Source organism: Streptomyces sp. Tek67B01, from assembly GCF_055231995.1.
In genome coordinates, this window is the sequence record NZ_JBUYUY010000001.1 from 6,720,494 (window position 1) to 6,742,288 (window position 21,795).

A 21,795-nucleotide genomic window follows, 5' to 3' on the forward strand; every position below is an offset into this window, starting at 1 on the left:
GGGTCGCGCGGATCTTCGTCCCGCGCTGTGACCAGCCTGGGTGGCGTACCTGACACCTCCTGTCAGGTACCGCGTCCACAATGGGCACATGCGCGCCGACCGCCTTCTCTCCCTGCTCCTGCTGCTCCAGAACCGCGGCCGGATGACCGCCCCGGAGCTGGCTGCGGAGCTGGAGGTGTCCGTCCGTACGGTGTACCGGGACATCGAGGCGCTCGGCGCGTCCGGTGTCCCCGTGTGCGGCGACCGTGGGCCCGCGGGCGGGTACCGGCTGATGGACGGCTACCGCACACGGCTGACCGGTCTCACCGACGCCGAGGCGACCTCGCTGTTCCTGGCCGGGGCGCCGGGGCCGGCGCGGGAGCTGGGGCTGGGAGCGGTTCTGGCCACGGCCCAGCTGAAACTCCAGGCCGCGCTGCCGGCCGGACTGGCGGACCGCGCCCGGCTCGTGCAGGACCGCTTCCACCTGGACGCCCCGGCCTGGTTCCGGGACGCCGACCCCGTACCGCATCTGGCGGCGGTGGCGCAGGCGGTGTGGGAGCAGCGGGTGGTGCGGGTGGAGTACCGGCGCTGGTCTGGGGAGTTGGGGCGGCAGGAGCTGAACCCGCTGGGCATCGTCCTCAAGGGTGGCATCTGGTACTTGGTGGCGGCGCCCGCGGAGGGGCGCGTACGGACCTACCGTGTGTCGCGGCTGCTGGCCTTGGAGGAGACGGGGGAGCGCTTCGAGCGGCCGGCCGGGTTCCGGCTCGCGGCCCACTGGGAGGAGTCCTCCCGGCGTCTGGAGACCGCGCTTCTGCAAGGGGTGGCGCGGCTGCGGCTCTCGCCGCGTGCGCAGCGGCTGCTGCCCATGCAGTTCGGGGCCCCGGGTGTGCGGGCCCTGGAAGGCGCGGGGCCACCCGACGCGGACGGTTGGGTGGAGGTGGAGCTGCCCGTCGAGTCACCGGCCGTCGCGGTGGGGGACCTGCTCCGGCTGGGCGCGGAGGCGGAGGTCCTCGGTCCGCCGCAACTGCGGGCAGCGGTGGCCCGGGCCGTGGCCGCGCTGGCGGGAAGGTATTCGAGTGCCGTCGACGAGGCGGCGAACGCAGGCTGAGCGAGGCCGCTGTCGTCCGGCCGACACCTGCACGGGCGTCCTCGCAGCCGAGCGACCGCACAGCGGAGCAACCACACAGTGGGGGCAGAGACGACCGGGACTGTACGGCTGGCTTGCGCCCCGCTGTTTTCGGTTGAGCGGGAGGCCGAGCGCCCGGGTTACCGATCGCGCGGACCGCTGATCGTGCGCCAACCGGCATGTCGGACATGTGTTCCCGCTTGTCACTCGATGCGGTAATGCGCCCAGCGCGGACAAGTCGCGCGGTCATGCTGGGATCGGCGCATGGCTGCGACCTGTGTGTGCCGTACGTGTCCGAGAGCGAAAGGGGGCGCCACGACATGACATCCGCGCACGGCAACCGGGGCTTGGACGAGCAGGCGGTACTGCTCGTCGCCGGGCTGGCGGACCTGGCCGTCACGACGATCAGCTCGGCGGTGGGAACGCTGCAGGAGTTGGTTCGCCGCGCGGACGGGCCCGACATCGCACGTGACGCCCAGCAGGACCTGATGGCCCGCGGTCGCATCGCCCTCGACCGGTACGCCGCCGCACCCGCCGCCCACCTCGAGGTGCTGGCCCAGCACGCACTGGCCAGGCAGGCACAGGCCCTGCACAAGGTGGCCCAGGACGTACAAACCCAGGACGTACAAGCCCAGGACGTACAAGCCCAGGACGGACAGGCCCAGCACACGACGGCCCCGCGAACGGCATCCGGTGGCGATGTCTGAGCGTTGGGCCCCTGCCGAGTTCAAGGACCGCGTCGACACCGTCCTGACCGAGTTCCTTGCGGAGGAAGCCGAGCAACTCCTCGCGATCGACGACGCACTGGGGCCGGTGGCCGAGCAGTTGCAGGCGGCGGCCGGGCACGGCAAGCGGCTGCGCGCGTCGTTCTGCTACTGGGGATGGCGTGCGACCGGCCAGCCGGACAGCGACGCCCTGCTGCGCGCGGCGGCCTCCATGGAACTGGTCCACGCCGCCGCGATGGTGCACGACGACCTCATCGACGACAGCCCACTGCGCCACAGCCGGCCCACTGCCCACGTCGCGTTGCGGGCAGCCGTCGCCGGCGGCCCCCGGGCCCGCGCCGGCGCCCGCTCTCTCGCCATGCTGGTGGGGGACCATCTGATGGCCCTGGCGGGGCAACTGTTCGCCACCAGCGGCCTGCCCGCCGCCTTCCTCGCCCGAGCGCGACCGATGTGGGCGGACCTGGCGCGGGACCTGATCGCAGGCGAGTGCCTGGAGATCCTCAGCACCGGCGCACAGCCGGACCCGGAGATGTCGCTGAAGGTGGTGCGCTACAAGACCGCGAAGTACACCGTCGAGCAGCCCCTGCTCATCGGCGGCCTGCTCGCCGGCGCCACCCCTCGGCTGCGGAACGGCCTGTCGGCGTACGGGATACCGCTCGGCGAGGCGTTCCAGCTCCGCGACGACCTGCTGGGCCTGTTCGGCGAGCCCGGCCGTACGGGGAAGGCGAGCCTGGACGACATCCGCGGACAGCGGCCCACCGCCCTGTTGGCCACGGCCTGGCAGGCCGCGCTGCCCGCACAGCGCGAGCACCTCGCCGGTTTGCTGGGCCGCCAAGACCTCACCGAGGAGCACCTGCACGACGTGCGCGCACTGATGGTGGCGCTCAAGGCTCCCGAACAGGTGGAGAACATGATCACCTCCCGCGTGCGGGAGGCCATCGGCTGCCTGGACGCGCTCGCCCTGCCGCACCCGGCCCGCAGAGCGCTGACCGATCTCGCCGGCTTGGCCACCGACCGCCACCACTGACCCACTTCCCGACGGCTCACCGTCGAAGCCGTGCGGCTCACCGAGAAGGACCGCTGCCATGACCTACACAGATGCCTCCATGGACGCCCTTCGCCAGACAGGGGACGAACTGGCGGACGCCGTCGTCTCCACGCTGTTCGAGCGTGGCGAGGTGGGTACCTTCAACACCTTGATGCGTCACGTCTCCACCGCCGGCGCCCCCCTGCCGGACGGCTTGCCCGACGTCGCCCGCGAATACCTTCGGTCCACCAGTGTGCCGCCGGCCTGGGTCGACTGGGCGGAGATGGAGAAGGCCCGGCTGTTCTTCATCGACAACAACGTGCACATCTCCACCGCCCTGTCCTTCGCCTCCATGCCCGCCTGCTACGTCGTCCCCCATGTGGCAAAGCTGCTGTCGGCCACGCACGGGCTGGACTATCCGTCCAAACGGATGGCCGAGACCGGCCAGTTCACCGTCTACCTCATGCAGCCGGATGCCTTCGAGACGGGCAGTCGATTCATCCCGGCCGCGCAGAAGGTGCGCTTGCTGCACGCTTCCATCCGGCACCACCTCCAACGCGAGGGCCGCTGGGACGCCGAGGCGCTGGGCGTGCCGATCTGCCAGGAGGACATGATCGGCGGGCAGATGTTCTTCTCGCTGGTCGTCCTGGACAGCCTGCACCGCCTGGGCATCCACATGAGTGTCGAAGGGGCGGAGGCGTACTTCTACGCCTGGCGCGTGGTCGGCGCGATGCTGGGCGTCGACCAAGACGCCGTCCCGAAATCCCTGGAGGGGGCGCGGCAGTTCCTCGACCTCTACATGATCCGCCACATGGGACCGTCCGCGGAAGGCGCCGACCTGACCCGGCAGTTGATCGACCTCTACGAGGAGGTCGTCCCCGGCACCTTCTTCGATCCCATCGTCTCCGCGCTGATCCGCTACCTGATCGGCGACACGTGTGCCGACTGGCTCCAGGTCCCGCGCACCGCCTGGGACACCGTGGTCAAGGTCGTCCCCAGCTTGCTCGGCGTCCTGGAAACCATCGAGGACCGTTCACCCCTGGGCGCCTGGGCGCTGGACCGCCTCGGCCACCTCACCACCATCTTCGAACTGTCCTCCCTCACCCGTGGTCGCGTCATGCACTACGCCATCCCCGAGCAGCTGAAGAAGGACTTCGGCGTCGCGGGCACCGTGCCGCACAATCGCCGCTGGGCGCCCCCGGCGCCTACGGTCGCAACGGCCCCCGCCTCTGCCTGAGCTCTGCCGATCTTTGCGTCATACGATGTGCGGGTGACCCTGACCTACGCATCTGCGGTCCACGGGCCGGCGTTGGTGATCGGTGGCACGGGGATGTTGGCCGGTGCCGTGGGCGGTCTGCTTCGGGACGGGCTGACCACCGTGGTCGTCTCCCGCAGGCCGCCCGGCCCGAACGCGTTCGGAGCCCTGGGGCAGGACGGCGGCCTTCTGATACCCGTGAGCGCCGACTACGCCGACGCCCGCCGGTTCGCGGAGACGCTGCGTCGTGTCGTCGCCCGTACCGGGCCGTTCCACTTGGCGGTGCTGTGGGTACACACGGAGAGCCGCCGTAACGCCTACACCGCTGTCGCCGGAGCCCTCGCGCAGGGCGCGCTGGTCGTCGAGGTCCTGGGCAGTGCCGCCGCGGCCCCCACCGCGCGCCCTCCACGGCCGCCACGGCCTCTGCGTCACGTACGCCACCGCGGTGTCGTACTCGGATTCACCGGCGAAGGAGCACGCACCCGCTGGCTCGACCACCGGCAGATCAGCGACGGGGTTCTGGCCGCGCTCCGGGCGCCCGAGGGCGAGCACCTCCACATCGTCGGACGCGTCCGCCCCTGGGAGCACCGACCGTAGGCATGACCGTCGTCATCACGGTGGGGGCCGAAAGGCCGGACAGCACTGTTGCCCCGCGAGGGCCGACGAGAACCGTAAAAGTCGAACGCATGGGCGGCGGATCGGTGGGCAGTCGGTCGTTCGGAGGTTGATGACAATGGTTCCCTTGCTTCTGGTTCTTCTGCTCGCACTGCTCCTTTTCGGCGCGGGGTTCGCGATCAAGATCCTTTGGTGGGTCGCGATCGCCGTCCTCGTGCTCTGGCTGATCGGGTTCGTCGCCCGGCCCGCGGGTGGCGGTGGGCGCTGGTACCGCTGGTAGCCCGTTCCGGCCCGGCCTTCCGTAAGCCGTGTGGGGTCCTGCCTTCCCGAAGGCAGGACCCCACACGGCTGTCCTGACCTTGGCCTCGGTGTCCGGCCGACCGGTGTACAGCCGGGTGACAGACACAGCCGGCGGTGACTGGGGAACCGGTCCCCGACGACACGGGCGCCTCGGGCGGATGCCGTCCGGTCTCGTAGGGCCCCGGGACGGGAAGCGTGCGTCGTCGTGTCAACCACGGTGCGCGGGCGGAAAAGACGGCCGGTGGGACGGTCTTAGGTTCGAGGAGTGCCGAGCCGCGCGGGACGCGGCAGGCGGTGCTCGTTTCCGACCGTTCCGAGAGGACACCCCCCTCATGTTCGACACCAGCACGGTGCAGGCTGCCCCGAGCGAGGACCTGCTCACGCCCGACAACGCCGTGATGCTGTTCGTGGACCACCAGCCGCAGATGTTCTTCGGCACCGGGAGCGGCGACCGCGCCGCGATCATCAACAGCACGGTCGGCCTCGCCAAGGCGGCCCGCGCGTTCGACGTGCCGGCGGTGCTCACCACGGTCGCCGCGGAGTCCTTCTCCGGCCCTCTGCTGCCGCAGCTCGCAGACGTGTTCCCGAAGCACGAGGTGCTGGACCGTACGACGATGAACGCCTGGGAGGACGAGGCGGTCGTGGAGGCGGTCAGGGCGACCGGCCGCAAGAAGATCATCCTGTCGGGCCTGTGGACCGAAGTCTGCCTGGTGCTCCCCGCGTTGTCCGCCTTGGGGCAGGGCTACGAGGTCTACGTCGTCTCCGACGCCTCCGGCGGCGTCAGCCCCGCCGCGCACGAGCACGCCCTCCAGCGCATGCTGGCCGCCGGCGCCGTACCGGTCACCTGGGTCCAGGTGTTGCTCGAACTCCAGCGCGACTGGGCGCGCCAGGAGACGTACGGCGACGTGATGGAGATCGTCAAGGCCCACGCCGGCGCCTACGGCCTGGGCGTCGTGTACGCACAAGCCGTCATCGGCGCGCACGCGGCAGGCTGACCTCCTTGGACGCCGGCATCCTCGTCCTGCGCCTGCTGGTGGGCCTGCTCATCGCAGGCCACGGCGTGCAGAAGATCAGCTCGCACCTCGGCGGCCGGGGACTCGGCGGTGGCGCTGCCGAGTTCCGCGCCGACGGCTTCCGCGGCGGCACCTTCACCGCCCTCGCGGCCGGCGCCGGCCAGATCGGATCGGGATTGCTGCTCGCCGCGGGGCTGCTCACTCCGCTCGCCGCGACCGGCGCCATCGGGGTCATGACCGTCGCCCTCACCGTGAAGTGGCACAACGGCCTCTGGGTACAGAACGACGGCTACGAGTACCCCCTGGTCCTGATCGTCAGCGCCGCCGCCCTCGCCGCCACCGGTCCCGGCGCCTGGTCCCTCGACGCGGAGCTCGGCCTGGCGCCGTACCCGCTGTGGTGGACGGCGCTCGTCCTCACGGCAGGCGTCGGCAGCGGGCTGCTCACCCGCCTCGTCCTGCACCGTCCGGCACGGACCAGCTGAGCGCAGTACCCCCGAACCGGGTCCGGCCGTCCGCGTACACCCCCTTCGCCCGTACGGCCGGGCCCACCCATACCCCACTTCAGGAGTCTCCGATGGAATCCGCACCCACCACCGCGCCCACGCGCGGAGGCGGTCAGCCCCTGCTGCACCAGACGGGGAAGGAGATCCAGTCGTTCGGCACGCTCAAGCAGCTCCCCCTCGGCCTCGGCCACGACACCCGCATGTACGCCTGCCAGCGGATCCTTTACTCCCTCTACAAGAAGCACCACTGGCTCGTACGCGGTGCGACCTTCTACTCCCTCCACCTGATGCTGGACAAGCACGCGCAAGAGCAACTGGCCCTGGTGGACGCCCTGGCCGAGCGCGTGCAGGGCCTCGGCGGTGTCGCCGTAGCAGACCCGCGCCACGTCGCGGAGCTGACCTCGGTGCCCCGCCCGCCGAACGGGGTCGAGGAGGTCCCCGTGATGCTGTCGCGGCTCCTGGACGCGCACGAGCGCATCCTGATCGACGCGCGGGACGCCGCTGCACGGCTCTCCGCAGAGGGCGACGAGGGCAGCAACGACCTGCTCATCTCCCAGATCGTCCGCACCGGCGAGGCGCAGGTGTGGTTCCTGGCCGAACACCTCGTCGACACCCCCCTGGTGCGCGCCTGACGGCAGGGCGCCGGCGCCGACCGCCGGCCTCACCCTTCACACCCGCCCACCCTTCACACCCACCACCGAAGGAGCACCCCGCCATGCCGTTCATCAAGGTCGCCGAGGGCAACTCCGCGCCCATCGAGCTCTACTACGAGGACCACGGCACCGGACAACCCGTCGTCCTCATCCACGGGTGGCCGCTGAACGGCGCCTCCTGGGAGAAGCAGACCGCCGCCCTCCTCGCCGCCGGTCACCGCGTCATCACCTACGACCGGCGCGGCTTCGGCCGCTCCGACCAGCCCGCCGACGGCTACGACTACGACACCTTCGCCTCGGACCTGAACGAGGTGCTCACCGCCCTCGACCTGCGAGACACGGTCCTCGTCGGGTTCTCCATGGGCACCGGCGAGGTGACCCGCTACCTCGGCACGTACGGCAGCGAGCGCGTCACCAAGGCGGTCATGATCGGTGTGGTCCCGCCCTTCCTGCTCAAGACGGACGACAACCCCGGCGGCGTGGACGCGAGCGTCTTCAAGGGCATCGAAGACGCCATCACGGCAGACCGGTTCGCGTTCATGAGCGCCTTCCTCACCGACTTCTACAACGTCGACGTCCTCGGCGGCGAGCGCATCAGCGAACAGGCAGTCCGGGCCTCCTGGAACGTCGCCGTCGGCGCCTCCGCCAAGGGCACCCTCGACTGCGTCCAGGCTTGGCTCACCGACTTCCGCGCGGACCTGCCGCGCATCGACGTCCCCACCCTGATCATCCACGGCGACGCCGACCGCACGCTGCCCATCGGGGCGACCGCGATCCCGCTGGCGAAGAGCATCACCGGCGCCGAACTCGTCACCGTGCCCGGTGGCCCGCACGGCCTCATCCTGACCCACGCCGCCGAGGTCAACGCCGCCCTGCTCGCCTTCCTCGCCTGAGCGGCACGTACCGAGAACGGGATACGACCCGCGCCTCCCGTACGGCACACCCCCGCGCCGGCCATCCTGGGCCCTGCCGCACCCGCCCAGCAGCCGAACCCGTACCCCGAGAGCGGCGACCGACCCGGCCGACGCCGTACCCGTTCCCCCGGCCCCCAGCAGTCACCGCAGTGATCCTCGACGCCGTCCACGGACCCGCTGAACCACACCCGACCCCCCTCGTGAAGGAGAGCCGAGCCATGCCCGACCAGAACCCGCCCCCGAACCCGCCCGTACTCGACCCCGCGGCCCAGGCATTCGCCGATGCCACCGCCCAGCCGCCGTACCTGTACCAGATCCCCGTCGCCGACGGCCGCAAGGCCGTGGACGACGTCCAGAACGGCGAGGGCGTCGCCCTGCTCCCCGTCGACGAGGAGTGGATCACCGTCCAGGGTGGCCCCACCGGGGAGGTTCGCGCGCGGATCGTCCGCCCGCGCGGCCTCACCGGCCCCCTTCCGGTCGTCCTCTACCTCCACGGCGCGGGCTGGGTCTTCGGCAACGCCCACACCCACGACCGTCTGGTGCGCGAACTCGCCGTAGGCGCAGGGGCGGCGGTGGTCTTCCCCGAGTACGACCTGTCGCCCGAGGCCCGCTACCCCGTCGCGATCGAGCAGAACTACACCGTCGCCCAGTGGATCGCCCGCGAGGGCCGCCACAAGGACCTCGACGGCACCCGCGTCGCGGTCGCGGGCGACTCGGTCGGCGGCAACATGAGCGCCGCCCTCACCCTCATGGCCAAGCAGCGCGGCGACGTGACCTTCGCCCACCAGGTCCTCTTCTACCCGGTCACCGACGCGGCCTTCGACACCGACTCCTACCACCGCTTCGCCACCGGCTACTTCCTGCGCCGCGAAGCCATGCGGTGGTTCTGGGACCAGTACACGACCGACGAGGCAGAGCGCGCCCAGATCACCGCCTCCCCGCTGCGGGCCTCCCTCGACCAGCTCACCGGCCTGCCCCCCGCCCTCGTCATCACCGCCGAGGCCGATGTCCTGCGCGACGAGGGCGAGGCGTACGCCGCCAAGCTCCGCGCCGCCGGCGTCCCCGTCGCCGCGTTGCGCCTGCAGGGCACCATCCACGACTTCGTCATGCTGAACGCGCTGCGCGACACGCAGGCCGCCTCGCTGGCCATCGGCCTGGCCGCCGACACCCTCCGCAAGGCCCTGGCGTGAGCCGTACCACGAGCCCGACCGGTACGAAGCACCCGATCGGTACGAACCACCTGCCCGGTACGACGAGCATGCCCGTGGCGGGCGTACTGCCCGCCACGGACCCGGGGCACCCCGCGGCCGACCTCCTCGTCCGCAACGCCAAGGTGTACACCGGCGACCCGGCCCGCCCCACCGCCCGCGCCGTCGCCATCCGTGACGGCCGGGTCGTGGCCCTCGGGGACGACCACGACCTCGCCGGCCTCGTCGGTCCCGCGACCAGGATCGTGGACGCGCTCGGCCGCCGCGTGGTCCCCGGACTCAACGACTCCCACCTGCACGTCATCCGGGGCGGCCTGAACTACGTACTGGAGCTGCGCTGGGACGGCGTACGGAGCCTGCGGCAAGCGCTGGCCATGCTGCGCGAGCAGGCCGGCCGCACGCCCAAGGGGCAGTGGATCCGTGTCGTCGGCGGCTGGACCGCGGAGCAGTTCGCCGAACGCCGCATGCCGACGGTGGCCGAACTGAACGCGGCCGCGCCCGACACCCCGGTGTTCGTCCTGCACCTCTACCAGTCGGCGCTGATGAACCGGGCCGCCGTATGGGCCGCCCCCGAGGACTGGGGTACGGCCGGCGACGGTCGGACGGCCGCACTCGCCGTCCGCGTCGAACGGGCGGCCACCGAGCTGGCGCGGCTCGTGGCCGGCGCTCCGCCGCAGGGCCGGCAGGAGGAAGAAGTAGTGCCTTTCGAGCAGCAGTTGGCGGCCCTGCGCACCGGCAGGGACTGAACCCGCCACCCCGCCGCCCCCGTCCGGGGGCATCGCCCGGGACCGACCACCGCATGACACCACACAGGAGGAACCATGGAACCACGGGTCGTGGACCGGCCGGACAAGAGCCGGTACGAGGTGCTCGCCGGGGAGGACGGAACGGAGACGGCGGGCTTCGCCGAGTACTTCCTCTCCGAGGGCGAGATCGCCTTCATCCACACCGAGATCGACGCCCGCTTCGCCGGCCGCGGACTGGGCGGCCTCCTCGCCCGCGGCGCCCTGGACGACGTACGGACGCGCGAACTCGACGTGCTCCCGTACTGCCCCTTCATCCGGGACTGGATGGGCAAGCATCCGCAGTACGCGGACCTGGTGCCCGAGAGCCGCCGCGCCCGGTTCGGCCTCTGAGCAGCACCGATAACGGCGACGCCCGTCGTCCGCGCCTCACGGCGCGGCGGCGGGCCGCGTCGTTTCCCGGCCCGGCGGCGTAAGGGCGGCGGCGCGGGCCGGGCGCGCAGAGGCCAGAAGCGGAGCACCGACGGGCAAGGCGCCCCGGCCGGGCGCCCGTAGCGTCCTTGTCGTGGCCGGGTCCCAGCGTCCCGCTGCCACTCCGCTCGCCCCGTCCATCGAGGAGTACACCCCATGTCCCCTGCTTCCCGGCCGACCGTCGTCCTGGTCCACGGCGCGTTCGCCGACGCCTCCACCTACGCGCGGGTCGTTCCCCTGCTGACCGCGCAGGGCCTGAACGTGCTGGCCCCCGCGGTGCCCAACCGCAGCCTCCTCGGCGACGCCGCGTACATCGCCTCCGTGGTGCGCCGGATCCCCGGCCCGGTGGTGCTGGTGGGCCACTCCTACGGTGGCGCCGTCATCACCGTCGCCGGCGCGGAGGACAACGTCCGGGCGCTGGTCTATCTGGCCGGTTACGCGTTGGAGGAGGGCGAGAGCCTCGGTGAACTGCAAGGGCGCTTCCCCGCCTCCGGCCTCGCCGACGCGCTCGTATACGCGCCCTTCCCCGTCGAGGGGTCGACCGAGCCCGGGACCGACGTCTCGGTGGACGCCGAGCAGTTCCCGGCCCTCTTCGCCGCGGACATCGCCCCCGAACTCACCGCCGTCCTCGCCGTCTCCCAACGACCTCTGGCTGCACGGGCGTTCGCGGAGAACGCGCCGGTCGCCGCCTGGCGGACCAAGCCGTCCTGGGGCTTGGTCGCGACCGCCGACCGCACCATCAACCCCGAGGTGGAGCGCTTCGGCTATCAGCGCGCCGGCATGACCACCGTCGAGGTCGCGTCCTCCCACTTGGTCATGCTGTCCCGGCCCGAGCGCGTCGCCGAGCTGATCCAGGACGCCGTGCGGTCCACCGCCCGCTGATCCCTTCCCCCACCGTCACGCCGCGTGTCGTGCGGGCGGCCCGTCCCCGGAGCGCCCGCACGACCCCCGTCCGTGTGGGCACCACCGCTTTCCCCGCCCCTGTAAGGAGCTGTCGATGTACGAGGTGACGCCGGCGGCCGGCTCCGACCCGGGCTCCGACCCCGACCTCGACTCCGGGCCGGGCCCCGAGCCGGTGCTCGAACCCGCGGCCCGTGTCCTGGCCGAGGCGGCCTCCCGGCCGCCCTACCGGCACCTGCGCGGCCCGGCGGACGGCCGCGAGGCGCTGGAGGAACTCCAAGCGGAACTCCAAGCGGCCGGGACGGCCCCGCCCGCCGTCGACGAGGAGTGGTTCGCGGTGCCGGGCGGCCCGACCGGCGGGGTTTGGGTCCGCACCGTGCGGCCCGCGGGCGCCGAAGGGGCACTGCCCGTGATCCTCTTCATCCACGGCGCGGGGTGGGTGCTCGGCAGTGCCTCCACCCACGACCGGCTGGTCCGCGAACTGGCCGTCGGAGCGGGCGCCGCCGTGGTCTTCCCCGAGTACGACCTCTCGCCCGAAGCCGGCTACCCGGTCGCCCTGGAACAGAACTACGCCGTCGCGCGGTGGATCGTCGCCGAGGGAGCCGCCAAGGATCTGGACGGCACCCGTCTGGCAGTTGTGGGGGACTCGGCCGGCGGGAACCTGGGCGCCGCACTAACCCTGCTGGCCAAGGACCGGGGCGACGTCCCGCTGCTCCAGCAGGTTCTGATCTGCCCGGTGACCGACGCCGCCTTCGACACCGGGTCCTACCACCGGTTCGCGACCGGTTACGTCCTGCGCCGCGACACCATGCAGTGGTTCTGGGACCAGTACACGACCAGCCGGGTCGAGCGCGCCCAGAGCACCGCGTCACCACTACGGGCCACCACCGACCAACTCGCCGGTCTGCCGCCGGCCCTGGTCATCACCGCGGAGGCCGACGTCCTGTGCGACGAAGGGGAGGCCTACGCCGCCAGGCTGCGGGCGGCCGGCGTCGCAGTCGCCGCCGTACGCGTCCAAGGCGCCCTCCACGACTTCGTCGCGGTCAACGCCCTGCGCACCACCTACGGGGCACAGGCCGCCCTGATGCTCGCCACGCGCGTACTCCGCGGGGCGCTGCACGAAGGGCTACCGCACGCCCGGTGACCACAACCCAGTGATCGCTCTCACCCTCAGACCTGGTCCTGCCCTCGGACCTGGTCCTGCCCTCAGGCCTGCCGGGCGCTCGACTGCCACTCCCGGGGCGACATGCCGTACGCGGCGCGGAAGGCCCGGCTGAAGTGGGAGGGGTTCACGAAACCCCAACGCTGCGCGACCGCGGACACGTTCGGCGGCGCCCCCGACGGCCGTGCGAGGTCACGGCGGCACCGATCGAGGCGTTCGCGGTGGATCCAGCGCCCGACCGTCGCCTCTTCCGTCTGGAAGAGCTTGTGGAGGTACCGCACCGACATGTGGTGCGCCGCCGCGATCGTCTCAGGGCAGAGGTCGGGGTCCGCCAGGTGCCGCAAGACGTACTCCTTGACGCGGGCCAGCATCCCGCGGGCCGCCTCCGACGCGTGGGGGTTCAGCCGGCCCTGCCGTTCCCGTACGAGGACGGTCAGCAGGTCCGCGGCGGTCATCGCGAGCTGTCGTCCGGTGTACGGGTCGAAGTCCGAGGCCCGTTCGGCCAGCCGGGTCAGGTACCCGGCCACCAGGCCGCCCGTCCCGCGGTCGCCGCCGAAGACGGTCCCCGTGACCGCCCCCAGGTCCACGTCCGACACCCCGAGCCCCTGCTTGGGCACCCGGAAGGCCGTGAAGCGGAAGTTGTCCGGCTGCTCCCTCTTGTAGGGTCGCCCGGCATCGGAACAGGTGAAGGTGCCGGGTTTGACCAGGGCCTGGCGTCCGTCCTGGGTCAGCCTGGCGGTACCCCGGTGCTGGAAGGTGACGGTGACGAACTCCGCGCCGCCCCGGGAGATCAGGCGTCTGTCACGCGTCACGGTCTGCGGGCCCGCTTCGACGACGGAGATCTGGAGGGGGCCGAGCCGATCGCTGGCGATGGTGCCCACCGAGGGTTCGGCTTCGTGCAGCGAGACGTCGAGCGGTATGAACGTGTCGGACACCACGCTGTGCCAGTAGTCGGCCCGCTCGGTGGCCGACAGGGGGAGGGTGGACAGCACGACGGACATTGCGACTCCTTGGCGCGTTCGTGCGGGCACCGTGCGTGACCGCGCTGAAGCGGAGGGGTATACGCGGTCCGTGATGCCGTGGATCGGTGAGGGTGTGTCGCGCCGGTACGGGGCGCCGGTGAGGGGCGTCGGGACCCGCGCGAACGGGTAGCCCGACGGTGACTCAGGCGTCGCCCGAGCCCGCGCGGCTCACGGCCGGCCGGCTACTGCCGCGCATGCGCATGCGCGGGCGCGGGCGCGGGCGCGCCGGCCGCCCCGGAGCGGCCGACTCCGGCCGAAACGACCGGCTGGGCGTATGGGGAACGAGGATCACGGGACCTCCGGGGGACTGGCTGACTCCTGCGTCCAGTCTCGCTTCACCCGTCGTCGGTGCCATCCGTCATGTGACTTACGCTCTGCCTGCGGCGGGGCCGCCGCGCGATGTCCGCTCAAGGACCACCGCGGGCACCGCGCCGTCGTGCCGTCACCGCTCCCTCAGTCAGTGGCGTCCTGATCGACCACGTCGCGCAGTTGGCTGCGAGAGGTCACGCCCAGGACCGGGAACGCCTGGTAGAGGTGCGTCCCCACCGTCCGCGGCGACAGGAAGAGACGCTCGCCGATCTCGCGGTTGGTCAGCCCTTGCGCGGCCAACCGTACGATCCGCAGGCGCTGCGGGGTCAGGGTGTTCAGACCGCTGCGGGGCGCCGACTCGACATCGACCCCGGCAGCACGCAGTTCGGCCTGCGCACGCCGGCTCCAGGGCACCGCGCCCAGACCCTCGAACAGGTCGCGCGCCTTGGACAGGGCGTCCCGGGCCTCGGCGATCCGACGCCGGCGGCGCAGCCACTCGCCGTACTCCAGCCACACTTGGGCCCGCTCGAAAGGCCACCGCCGGCCGGCCGGATCCGCCAGCGCGGCCTCGAACCGGGAACCGGCCTCGTTCGGCTCGGAGAGCAGCGCTCCGGCGCGGTCCAGGATTTGGCGCAGGCGCACCGACGCGCCGTCGGCGACCTCGGCGGACACGCGGTTCAGGGCCGTCGCCGCGTCCTCGGCGCGGCCGGTGAGCACGGCCGCGGCAGCGTAGTCCGCCACGGCGTAACACGACAGGTGGTAGTGGACGGGAGCGCCCGACCGGTCGAACAGGCTCCGCAGGTGGTGGAAGGCGGTGGTGGGGTCACCGAGCGCCATCGCCGCCAGTCCCGCCGCCCGCCGGGCCCGGACGACGGTGCCCAGCACACCGGCCGGCTCGGTCACGGCCAACACCGCCGTAGCGTGACGCAGGGCCAGGTCGGGCTCTCCCGTCAGTGCACAGAGCGTGGCCAGCACGGCGAGCGCGCGCGCCGCCCCGTGGCTCTGCTCACCCGCGAGGAACCGCCCGGCCAACCGCTCGACACCCAGGCGCGCGTCGGCCCAGCGACCGCTGTCCAGATTGGCCCACGCCAGCTCGGCGGCGGTCATCCCGGCGTGGAAGGCGTCCGCGTCCTCCCACTGGGGGTTGGCCACCTCGCGGAGCAGATTGACCGCCGTCTCGGTCTCGTCCAAGACCATGCTGAGGACCCCGAGGGTGTGGGTCTCCGTAGGGGCCCGTCCCGGCGCGGACGCGGCGGCCGACAGGTGTCCGCGCACGGCGTTCCCGCTGCCGAAGGGGTCCGTGACGCCGGTGTCCCACAGGGGGAAGGCGTGCGCGGGCTCCGTGAGCCGACGCGTGGCGAGAATCCTGCGGATTCGCTCCCTCTGCGCGGGGTTGCCGGAGTGGTAGACGATCCCCGTCGCGATGGTCGAGGTGCTCGCGTCCAGCTGCGCCGCGTCGCGCACCGTTTCCGGCACGACCAGCGCGAACGCGCAGTCCATGCGCATCATCAGCATGGCTATCAGACCGGTGAGCGCGTGTATGTACGGCACCGCCGCCGGGTCGGTGTTGCGCTCCGTGGCGCGGGCACCCAGCGCCTGCGCCTGCGTGATGTCACCGACCAGGATCGCCCCGTAGGCGGCCGTCGCCAGCAGCCGCGTCTGCTCGGCGGGGGAGGGGTTGAGCTGCACGGCCCGTTCCAGACCCGCGACGGCCTCCGCCATGGCCCCCCGGGCGAAGGCACGCATCGCCGTCGCCTCCAGTGCCCCGGACACGGAGGCGTCAGGGGCCACCGTCGCCGCGGACAACTGCCAGGCCCGGCGATCGGGGTCGTCCTCCAGGGCGGCGGCCAGGGCGAGGTGCGCGCGGCGGCGTACGGTGAACGGGGCGGCGCTGTAGATCGCCGAACGGATCAGGGGGTGACGGAAGTCCAGGCGGTCCGCGTGCAGGTGGATCAGCCCCGCTCGTTCCGCGGGCAGCCACACGTCCATGTCGGTGCCGGACGACAGCGCCCCCGACACGGCTGCGAGGCCCGCGCCTTCGGCCGCCGCCGCCACCAGCAGCGCGTCGCGCGTCGCCTCGGGCAGTGCGTCGACCTGCGCGGCGAAGGTCCGCTCCAGCAGATCGGTGACCGGGACCCGGCCACCCGTCGGGAGCGCCCCGTCCCGGACCGCGGAACGCGAAAGCTCCACCAGCGCGAGGGGATTGCCGGCGGCGGTGGCCAGCACCCGGCGCCGGGCGGAGCCGGTGGGCGGGTCCGGCTGGGTGCTCAGCAGTTCCTCCGCCTCCGCGGAAGACAGCGCCGGTACCACCAGCTCGGGGACGGACCGGTCCAGCCAGTCGGGCCGGTGGGTGCCGCGCGCCGCGACGAGCAGCCCGATCGGCTCTCCCGCGAGGCGGCGCGCGAGGAAGCCCAGCACCTGGCAGCTGCCGGGGTCGACCCACTGGGCATCGTCCACGGCGAGCAGCAGGCGCTGGGTCGACGCCACCTGTGAGGTGAGGGTGAGCACGGCCAGGCTCATCATCATGAGGTCGGGGGGCGTCGGGTCGTCGCCGAGCCCGAAGGCCCCGAGCAGCGCCGCGCCCTGTCGGGCCGGCAGCCCGTCGACCCGGTCCAGGACGGGCAGCAGCAGCTGGTGCAGACCGGCGAAGGCGAGCTCCGTCTCCGCCGCGTTGCCCCGGACCCGGAGCACCCTGGTCCCGGCCGAAACGGCCTCGGCCACCGCCGTGTCGAGGAGCGCGGTCTTGCCGACCCCCGGTTCACCGAGGAGCAACAGCGAAGCCGTCTCCGCTTCCGGTGACAGTGCCGCGGCCATGGCCGCCCGCTCGTCCTGACGCCCGATCAACACGGTATTTCCCAAACCTTCTCACACGATGGCGGCATCCGCCGTTCGTACGCGAGGCGGTGACAACTGTCGGAGCATAGTCGGAGCGCACGAATGGGCGAATTCGGTGCGTACGGCCGGTGTCTCGCGTTCGGCCGCCCCGTGAGCGGCCTCCGGGCCGGCCTCCGGGTCACCACCTCGCCGCCCGCCGCCTGTCGGCGGGCACGGCGATCCGCCGCCGACCAGGGTCACCGCCATGTAGGCGGCTGCCCGCAGGCGTGCCCCGGTCACACCTCGGCACTCTCGCGCGCGGCGGGTACCGGTTGGCGCCGGGCCATGTTCTGGGCCAGCAACCTCGTGGACTCGCCGACGCCGATCTCGCCGGCCCCTTCGTCGGCTGGCAGTCGTCCGTCGGCGAGTCGCAGTTCGGCGAGGGCGGTGTCCATGGCGCGGTGCGCCGCGAAGAGGCACGGGGTGCTGTAGACGGCCACGTCGATGCCCAGATCGGTCAGCTCACCGAGCGAGAGCCGCGGTGACTTGCCTCCGGCGATCTGGTTGAACAGCAAGGGCTTCGAGCCGACGACCGCCCGGATCCGTCGGATGCCCTCCACGCTGCGGACCCCGTCGACCAGGACGGCGTCGGCATCCGTGGCGGCCAGGGCCTCGGCCCGGTGGAGGATGTCCGCCTCCTCGGTGGCGTCCGTACGGGCGACGACGACCAGGTCCCTGCGGACCGCCAGCACCGCTTCCAGCTTCTCCAGGTACTGGGCGAGCGGCAGGACCTGCTTGCCGTCGGCATGCCCGCACCTGCGCGGGCGCTTCTGGTCCTCGAGGATGACCCCGGAGGCTCCGAGCCGCTCCAGCCCCTCGACGACGTGACAGGCCACCTCCACGTCGACGTAGCCGTCATCGATGTCTACGAGCAGGTGGTGCCGCGGGAAAGCGCCACGCAGCCGTTGGACGAAGGAGAGCATGTCCGGCCAGGCGATGAATCCGATGTCGGGCAGTCCGTAGTGCGACGCGGCGAACCCGAAGCCGGAGACGAACATCCCGTCGTAGTGCCCGGCGGCGACCGAGGCCGAGTACATGTCGTACACGCCGATCAGGGGCGTGGTCCCCGGCTCGGCGATCCGGGCCCGCAGTTGCTTCCCGTAAGTCATCGTCAGCTCTCTCCAAATGCGACGCGCATGACGGCAGGGCAGTGGCTGCGACACGACAGCGCTTCACGCGAACCCGATGATTTCGAGAGCCACCCCGTATTCGCCCCCTACCAGCGCTTCGCTCACCCCATCAGCCCATCGCGTTCACCACAGAAACGTCACTGAGCGCCGGCCGCCGAGGCGACCGGCCCGCATAAAGCACGCGCCGGGGACGCCCTCATGGCGCCCGGCGTCACGCTGCCGAGATCGCGGAGGAGCTCTCGATCAGCGTGGCGACCGCCGAGATCGGCTTGGTCGCGTCCCCACCGTGAGGTCCCCCTGACAAAGGTGCGGGCTTGGCTGCTCGGCTGCCGATACCGCCGTTGTCCACTCGGGGAACTGTCGGCCGACCTCACGTCCGATTGGCCGGGGACTCAAGGGCTTCGGCTCCCAGGGCCCGGATGTCGGCCAGCAACCGGGCGTTGGTGACGCCCTTGACGAGGTATCCCGAGACGCCGGCGGCGGCCATCGCGGTGCGCGCGCCGTGGTCACCGTAGGCGGAGAACACCAGGATGCGCACGCCGGGGACGGCGAGGAGGATCTGCTGCGCGGTGTACGGGCCGCCGCCGGGGAAGCGTACGTCGAGCACCACGACGTGCGGCCGATGGGTGCTGGCGAGCCGGATCGCCTCTCGGGCGTCGGCCGCGCTGCCGACCAGGGCGAGATCGGGCTGAACCCGGATGACCTCCCCCAGCGCCGCACGCAACATGCGGTTGTCGTCGCAGATCAACACCCGCAGGGAGCCGTTGGGCGCGCTCGACCCGGTCACGACGGCCCCAGAAGGGAAGCCGAGGAGTCGACGCTGCCGAGCGGTGGGCCCGGCAGCGGTTCGTCCAGCACACCGGACGGAAGGTCGGGCACCCAGAACTCCACGGTGGTGCCGGTGCCGGGCTCGCTGCGCAGCGTCCACCAACCGCCCGCCGTCTCGGCCCGCTCGCGCATCTCCATCAGCCCGAAGTGCTCGTGTTGCAACTTGTGGGCGACGGCCGGGTGCCCGGTGCCGTCGTCGGCCACCCGGACCAGCAGCCCCTCGTTCTCCAACGTGACGCTGACCCTTACGGTGCGCGCTCGGGCGTGCTTGCGCACGTTCAGCAGCGCCTCCTGCACGATGCGGAAGATGGTGATCGCGGTCGCGGGGGCCGGCTCCTTCACGAGGTTGTGTTCCAAGGACTGCGCGAGGCCCCAGTCCCCGGCCACCACCTCCTTGAGGTGCTGGGACAGCGACTCGACCAAGCCGTGCTGGTGCATGCCGGGTGGCTGGAGCCGGAAGGTGAGGTTGCGCAGGCGGCCCACCGCTTCGCGCACCGACGCGTCGAGCTGCGAGAGCTCACCCGCGTAGGGCTCGCCGACCCGGTCCGCGAGGAGCTGTAGCCGCATGCCGACGGCGACCATGGCCTGGATGGAGTCGTCGTGTACGTCCCAGGCGATGCGTCGGCGTTCCAGCTCCTGCGCCTCCACCAGGTGGGTGAACAGGCGGCGGCGTTCGGTGAGCGCCTGCTCCGCGGCACGGCGCTCGGTCATGTCCCGGGTGACCTTGCCGAAGCCGCGCAGTTCGCCGGTCTCGTCGAAGAGGGGAGTGATCACCACGTTGGCCCAGAAGCGGGAGCCGTCCTTGCGGATGCGCCAGCCCTCGTCTTCCAAGCGGCCGTCGGCAATGGCCGCTTCCAGCTCCAGGTGGGGTTTGCGGGCAGCGATGTCTTCGGGCGGGTAGAAGACGGAGAAGTGCTGCCCGATGATGTCCGCGGCACGGTAGCCCTTGATCCGTTCGGCGCCGGCGTTCCAGGTGGACACGTGGCCCTGGGGGTCGAGCATGAAGATGCCGTAGTCGACGACGCTCGTGACCAGCAGGGTGAACGCCGTCTCGGTCGGGCCGAGGGCTGCACCTCGTTCGGCGCCACCTCGTTCGGCGGGACCTCGTTCGGTGGGACCGTTCCCGGTCACGGGAGCAGGCCCTCGCGACGGGCCACGGCGACCGCTTCCAGTTGGGAGCGGGCACCGAGCTTTTCCAGGACACGCTGGACGTGGTTCCTGGCGGTGTTGAGAGCGACACCGAGCCGCCGACTGATCTCGGCGGCGCCCAGGCCGTCCCCGAGCAGGCCGAGGGTCTCGCGTTCGCGCGGGGTGAGGGTGGTGCCCCGGTCGACGGTCCGGCCGGTCAGCCGGTCCAGCGCTCCACCGAGGAGGCCCTTGCTGAAGGCCACGTCGCCCGCCGCCACCTGCCGTACACCGTCCTTGAGTTCGGCCAGGTTGCCTACCTTGAGGATGAGGCCCGAACCACCGGCCTCGGCGACGTGGGCGGCCATCGCCGGGGTCCCGTCACCGGTCAGTACCAGGACCCGGGTACCGGGGGCGGCGGCCATGAGCGGGGCGATGGCGGAGATCCCGTCACCGTCGGGCAGCCGCCGGTCGAGCACCACCACGGCGGGGCGCAGCCTGGCGGCGTCGGCCAGCGCGTCCTTCACGCTGGGGCTGCGGCCGACCACCGCCAGGTCGTCGGTGTGGTCCAGGGCGATCCGGATGGCCTCGGCCACCATGTCGTGGTCCTCGACGAGCAGGATGGTGATGCGTCCACAGTCGGTGCGCGGCACGGCATCCGGTGTGGCCTGCGGTGTCGAAGGCATCAGAGGGTCCTCGGAGATAGACGCGGCATGGGGTCGGCGAACAGTTCGCCGACGCCGGTGAGGGCGAACAGTCGGGCCACCTGCGCCTCGGCGCCCTCCACGCACAGCTCGCTGCCGATCCTATCCGCTGTGGCCTTGGCCTCCACCAGCACGTTGAGCCCCGCGCAGTCGCAAAAGCGTAGATCCCACAGGTCGAGCACGATACGGTCGGAGCACCGCGCGAAACACTCGGCGAAGGCGGCACGCAACTGCGCGGTACCGTCCAGATCCAGCGCGCCGACGAGCCCGAGAACAATCACGTCCGCGTCGAGCCGCATGCAGACCTGGAACGACGAGCCGGTCATGTCGAGTCTTCTCTCATGCGGCAACCCTCAGCATGGGCAATGGGCACCAGGTAAGAGTAGTGAATCTGCACTAGAAGAGAACCCCCTCCTCCCGAACGGATCACCACGCGTGCGGGCAGACCGGCGCAAAAGCCCACGAGGGCAAGGCACGCGATCCCGGAAAGGTGTCGGAGGGGCTGGGTACCCTGCTGCATGGGGGCGAGCCAAGCGACAGGGCCCCCGGCAGCGCGGTGGTGTCACAGGCAGCGGTGAGGCGCCCAAGCGGTGAGGCACTCAGTGGAAAGAGAGTGGGAATGGAACTCCCGCCGGCCACTCCGCACGACACCCGGCCCGCGAAGGTGTGCGTGGACTTCGACGGTGCGCGAGGTTGCACAGCCAAGGCCCGGGACGTCGCCGTCGCGCTCCTCCGCCACCACGCCCCACACGTCGGCGACACCTTTCACGACGACGTCCTGCTGGTCGTCTCCGAACTGGTGACCAATGCCGTCCGCCACGCCCCCGGCCCCCTCACCCTGGAGCTCGCCCTGCTTCCCGACGGGATCGACATCACCGTGAGCGACTCCAGCCCCAGCCTTCCGTACTTCCGGACTCCCGACCGGACCGGCGGACGCGGGTGGCCCATCATCCGGAGCCTCGCCCGCCGGGTGCGTGTCGTCCCCCGCCACGACGGCAAGGCAGTCCACGCGGAGCTGGCCTGGCAGTCCGACGCCGTGTGACGGATCGGAACGCTCGGGCAGGCCGGTACCGGCCCCGTGCGTAGGACCGCCCGTGGCCAAGGTGAGCGCTCACGGTCCGGTACGTCGGCGGCGGTGGGCCTCGCCTCTTGCTCCCCGAGCTACGACGCGCCGCCCCGACGACTCGGCTGTCATTTCCGTGGCAGTGC

At 71.9% G+C, this 21,795-nt stretch carries 23 protein-coding genes; 16 read left to right on the top strand and 7 right to left on the bottom strand.

Features of this window, described 5'->3' with window-relative positions:
• Positions 1 to 88: 88 nt before the first annotated feature.
• From ACV7NM_RS30505 to ACV7NM_RS30575, 15 genes are all read left to right on the top strand, one after another.
• A complete protein-coding gene (locus ACV7NM_RS30505) occupies positions 89 to 1,087 on the top strand; it encodes a helix-turn-helix transcriptional regulator (RefSeq protein ID WP_463413332.1) in 999 nt (332 codons plus the stop codon).
• A 338-nt stretch (positions 1,088 to 1,425) separates the two neighbouring features.
• Positions 1,426 to 1,812 (top strand): hypothetical protein, encoded by a 387-nt coding sequence (locus ACV7NM_RS30510; RefSeq protein WP_463413333.1) that lies wholly within the window; start codon positions 1,426 to 1,428, stop codon positions 1,810 to 1,812.
• Positions 1,805 to 2,857, top strand: coding sequence for a polyprenyl synthetase family protein (locus ACV7NM_RS30515; RefSeq protein WP_463413334.1), 1,053 nt, complete (start codon positions 1,805 to 1,807; stop codon positions 2,855 to 2,857). The genes ACV7NM_RS30510 and ACV7NM_RS30515 overlap by 8 nt, the downstream gene beginning before the upstream one ends.
• Before the next feature lie 58 nt (positions 2,858 to 2,915).
• Positions 2,916 to 4,094: an oxygenase MpaB family protein gene (locus ACV7NM_RS30520; protein ID WP_463413335.1), complete on the top strand. Its 1,179-nt coding sequence runs from the start codon at positions 2,916 to 2,918 to the stop codon at positions 4,092 to 4,094.
• A gap of 33 nt (positions 4,095 to 4,127) precedes the next feature.
• Positions 4,128 to 4,709, top strand: coding sequence for a Rossmann-fold NAD(P)-binding domain-containing protein (locus ACV7NM_RS30525; protein ID WP_463413336.1), 582 nt, complete (start codon positions 4,128 to 4,130; stop codon positions 4,707 to 4,709).
• 136 nt (positions 4,710 to 4,845) lie between these two features.
• Positions 4,846 to 5,007 carry a hydrophobic protein gene (locus tag ACV7NM_RS30530; protein ID WP_136211884.1) on the top strand — a complete coding sequence of 54 codons (162 nt, stop codon included), beginning with the start codon at positions 4,846 to 4,848 and terminating at the stop codon, positions 5,005 to 5,007.
• Positions 5,008 to 5,359: 352 nt separating this feature from the next.
• Positions 5,360 to 6,022 (top strand): hydrolase, encoded by a 663-nt coding sequence (locus ACV7NM_RS30535; protein ID WP_463413337.1) that lies wholly within the window; start codon positions 5,360 to 5,362, stop codon positions 6,020 to 6,022.
• A 5-nt stretch (positions 6,023 to 6,027) separates the two neighbouring features.
• Positions 6,028 to 6,522: a DoxX family protein gene (locus ACV7NM_RS30540; RefSeq protein WP_463413338.1), complete on the top strand. Its 495-nt coding sequence runs from the start codon at positions 6,028 to 6,030 to the stop codon at positions 6,520 to 6,522.
• A 92-nt stretch (positions 6,523 to 6,614) separates the two neighbouring features.
• The gene (locus ACV7NM_RS30545) at positions 6,615 to 7,175 is read left to right on the top strand and encodes a Dps family protein (protein WP_463413339.1); all 561 of its coding nucleotides are present in this window, start codon (positions 6,615 to 6,617) and stop codon (positions 7,173 to 7,175) included.
• An 83-nt stretch (positions 7,176 to 7,258) separates the two neighbouring features.
• Positions 7,259 to 8,089, top strand: coding sequence for an alpha/beta fold hydrolase (locus tag ACV7NM_RS30550; RefSeq protein WP_463413340.1), 831 nt, complete (start codon positions 7,259 to 7,261; stop codon positions 8,087 to 8,089).
• A 239-nt stretch (positions 8,090 to 8,328) separates the two neighbouring features.
• Positions 8,329 to 9,300, top strand: coding sequence for an alpha/beta hydrolase (locus tag ACV7NM_RS30555; protein WP_463413341.1), 972 nt, complete (start codon positions 8,329 to 8,331; stop codon positions 9,298 to 9,300).
• A gap of 68 nt (positions 9,301 to 9,368) precedes the next feature.
• Complete coding sequence (locus ACV7NM_RS30560) at positions 9,369 to 10,064, top strand: amidohydrolase family protein (protein WP_463414122.1); 696 nt, start codon at positions 9,369 to 9,371, stop codon at positions 10,062 to 10,064.
• 75 nt (positions 10,065 to 10,139) lie between these two features.
• On the top strand, positions 10,140 to 10,454 hold the full coding sequence (locus ACV7NM_RS30565; RefSeq protein ID WP_463413342.1) for a GNAT family N-acetyltransferase: 315 nt from the start codon (positions 10,140 to 10,142) through the stop codon (positions 10,452 to 10,454).
• 234 nt (positions 10,455 to 10,688) lie between these two features.
• Positions 10,689 to 11,414, top strand: a complete 726-nt coding sequence (locus tag ACV7NM_RS30570) for an alpha/beta fold hydrolase (protein WP_463413343.1) — start codon at positions 10,689 to 10,691, stop codon at positions 11,412 to 11,414.
• A gap of 115 nt (positions 11,415 to 11,529) precedes the next feature.
• Complete coding sequence (locus ACV7NM_RS30575; RefSeq protein ID WP_463413344.1) at positions 11,530 to 12,576, top strand: alpha/beta hydrolase; 1,047 nt, start codon at positions 11,530 to 11,532, stop codon at positions 12,574 to 12,576.
• Between the two features lie 62 nt (positions 12,577 to 12,638).
• Here the strand turns inward: ACV7NM_RS30575 and ACV7NM_RS30580 are convergent, their stop codons facing one another.
• From ACV7NM_RS30580 to ACV7NM_RS30610, 7 genes are all read right to left on the bottom strand, one after another.
• Positions 12,639 to 13,595, bottom strand: coding sequence for an AraC-like ligand-binding domain-containing protein (locus tag ACV7NM_RS30580; RefSeq protein ID WP_463413345.1), 957 nt, complete (start codon positions 13,593 to 13,595; stop codon positions 12,639 to 12,641).
• 474 nt (positions 13,596 to 14,069) lie between these two features.
• The gene (locus tag ACV7NM_RS30585) at positions 14,070 to 16,772 is read right to left on the bottom strand and encodes a helix-turn-helix transcriptional regulator (protein ID WP_463413346.1); all 2,703 of its coding nucleotides are present in this window, start codon (positions 16,770 to 16,772) and stop codon (positions 14,070 to 14,072) included.
• A 263-nt stretch (positions 16,773 to 17,035) separates the two neighbouring features.
• A complete protein-coding gene (locus ACV7NM_RS30590; protein WP_463413347.1) occupies positions 17,036 to 17,908 on the bottom strand; it encodes an isocitrate lyase/PEP mutase family protein in 873 nt (290 codons plus the stop codon).
• Positions 17,909 to 18,299: 391 nt separating this feature from the next.
• On the bottom strand, positions 18,300 to 18,716 hold the full coding sequence (locus ACV7NM_RS30595) for a response regulator (RefSeq protein WP_463413348.1): 417 nt from the start codon (positions 18,714 to 18,716) through the stop codon (positions 18,300 to 18,302).
• On the bottom strand, positions 18,713 to 19,888 hold the full coding sequence (locus ACV7NM_RS30600; protein WP_463413349.1) for a PAS domain-containing sensor histidine kinase: 1,176 nt from the start codon (positions 19,886 to 19,888) through the stop codon (positions 18,713 to 18,715). The genes ACV7NM_RS30595 and ACV7NM_RS30600 overlap by 4 nt, the downstream gene beginning before the upstream one ends.
• On the bottom strand, positions 19,885 to 20,568 hold the full coding sequence (locus ACV7NM_RS30605) for a response regulator (protein ID WP_463413350.1): 684 nt from the start codon (positions 20,566 to 20,568) through the stop codon (positions 19,885 to 19,887). Before ACV7NM_RS30605 ends, ACV7NM_RS30600 begins: the two co-directional genes overlap by 4 nt.
• The gene (locus ACV7NM_RS30610; RefSeq protein ID WP_463413351.1) at positions 20,568 to 20,912 is read right to left on the bottom strand and encodes an STAS domain-containing protein; all 345 of its coding nucleotides are present in this window, start codon (positions 20,910 to 20,912) and stop codon (positions 20,568 to 20,570) included. Before ACV7NM_RS30610 ends, ACV7NM_RS30605 begins: the two co-directional genes overlap by 1 nt.
• Positions 20,913 to 21,205: 293 nt before the next feature.
• On the opposite strand from ACV7NM_RS30610, the gene ACV7NM_RS30615 reads away from it, so the two are divergent.
• Entirely contained in the window at positions 21,206 to 21,628 is a 423-nt protein-coding gene (locus ACV7NM_RS30615) for an ATP-binding protein (protein ID WP_463413352.1), read from the top strand.
• Positions 21,629 to 21,795 lie beyond the last annotated feature (167 nt).

Bases quoted from the DNA above. Each gene is read 5' to 3' on its own strand.
- ACV7NM_RS30505 (WP_463413332.1), top strand. From the start codon at position 89: ATGCGCGCCGACCGCCTTCTCTCCCTGCTCCTGCTGCTCCAGAACCGC.
- ACV7NM_RS30510 (WP_463413333.1), top strand. From the start codon at position 1,426: ATGACATCCGCGCACGGCAACCGGGGCTTGGACGAGCAGGCGGTACTG.
- ACV7NM_RS30515 (WP_463413334.1), top strand. From the start codon at position 1,805: ATGTCTGAGCGTTGGGCCCCTGCCGAGTTCAAGGACCGCGTCGACACC.
- ACV7NM_RS30520 (WP_463413335.1), top strand. From the start codon at position 2,916: ATGACCTACACAGATGCCTCCATGGACGCCCTTCGCCAGACAGGGGAC.
- ACV7NM_RS30530 (WP_136211884.1), top strand. From the start codon at position 4,846: ATGGTTCCCTTGCTTCTGGTTCTTCTGCTCGCACTGCTCCTTTTCGGC.
- ACV7NM_RS30535 (WP_463413337.1), top strand. From the start codon at position 5,360: ATGTTCGACACCAGCACGGTGCAGGCTGCCCCGAGCGAGGACCTGCTC.
- ACV7NM_RS30545 (WP_463413339.1), top strand. From the start codon at position 6,615: ATGGAATCCGCACCCACCACCGCGCCCACGCGCGGAGGCGGTCAGCCC.
- ACV7NM_RS30550 (WP_463413340.1), top strand. From the start codon at position 7,259: ATGCCGTTCATCAAGGTCGCCGAGGGCAACTCCGCGCCCATCGAGCTC.
- ACV7NM_RS30555 (WP_463413341.1), top strand. From the start codon at position 8,329: ATGCCCGACCAGAACCCGCCCCCGAACCCGCCCGTACTCGACCCCGCG.
- ACV7NM_RS30560 (WP_463414122.1), top strand. From the start codon at position 9,369: ATGCCCGTGGCGGGCGTACTGCCCGCCACGGACCCGGGGCACCCCGCG.
- ACV7NM_RS30565 (WP_463413342.1), top strand. From the start codon at position 10,140: ATGGAACCACGGGTCGTGGACCGGCCGGACAAGAGCCGGTACGAGGTG.
- ACV7NM_RS30570 (WP_463413343.1), top strand. From the start codon at position 10,689: ATGTCCCCTGCTTCCCGGCCGACCGTCGTCCTGGTCCACGGCGCGTTC.
- ACV7NM_RS30575 (WP_463413344.1), top strand. From the start codon at position 11,530: ATGTACGAGGTGACGCCGGCGGCCGGCTCCGACCCGGGCTCCGACCCC.
- ACV7NM_RS30580 (WP_463413345.1), bottom strand. From the start codon at position 13,595: ATGTCCGTCGTGCTGTCCACCCTCCCCCTGTCGGCCACCGAGCGGGCC.
- ACV7NM_RS30590 (WP_463413347.1), bottom strand. From the start codon at position 17,908: ATGACTTACGGGAAGCAACTGCGGGCCCGGATCGCCGAGCCGGGGACC.
- ACV7NM_RS30605 (WP_463413350.1), bottom strand. From the start codon at position 20,568: ATGCCTTCGACACCGCAGGCCACACCGGATGCCGTGCCGCGCACCGAC.
- ACV7NM_RS30610 (WP_463413351.1), bottom strand. From the start codon at position 20,912: ATGACCGGCTCGTCGTTCCAGGTCTGCATGCGGCTCGACGCGGACGTG.
- ACV7NM_RS30615 (WP_463413352.1), top strand. From the start codon at position 21,206: ATGGAACTCCCGCCGGCCACTCCGCACGACACCCGGCCCGCGAAGGTG.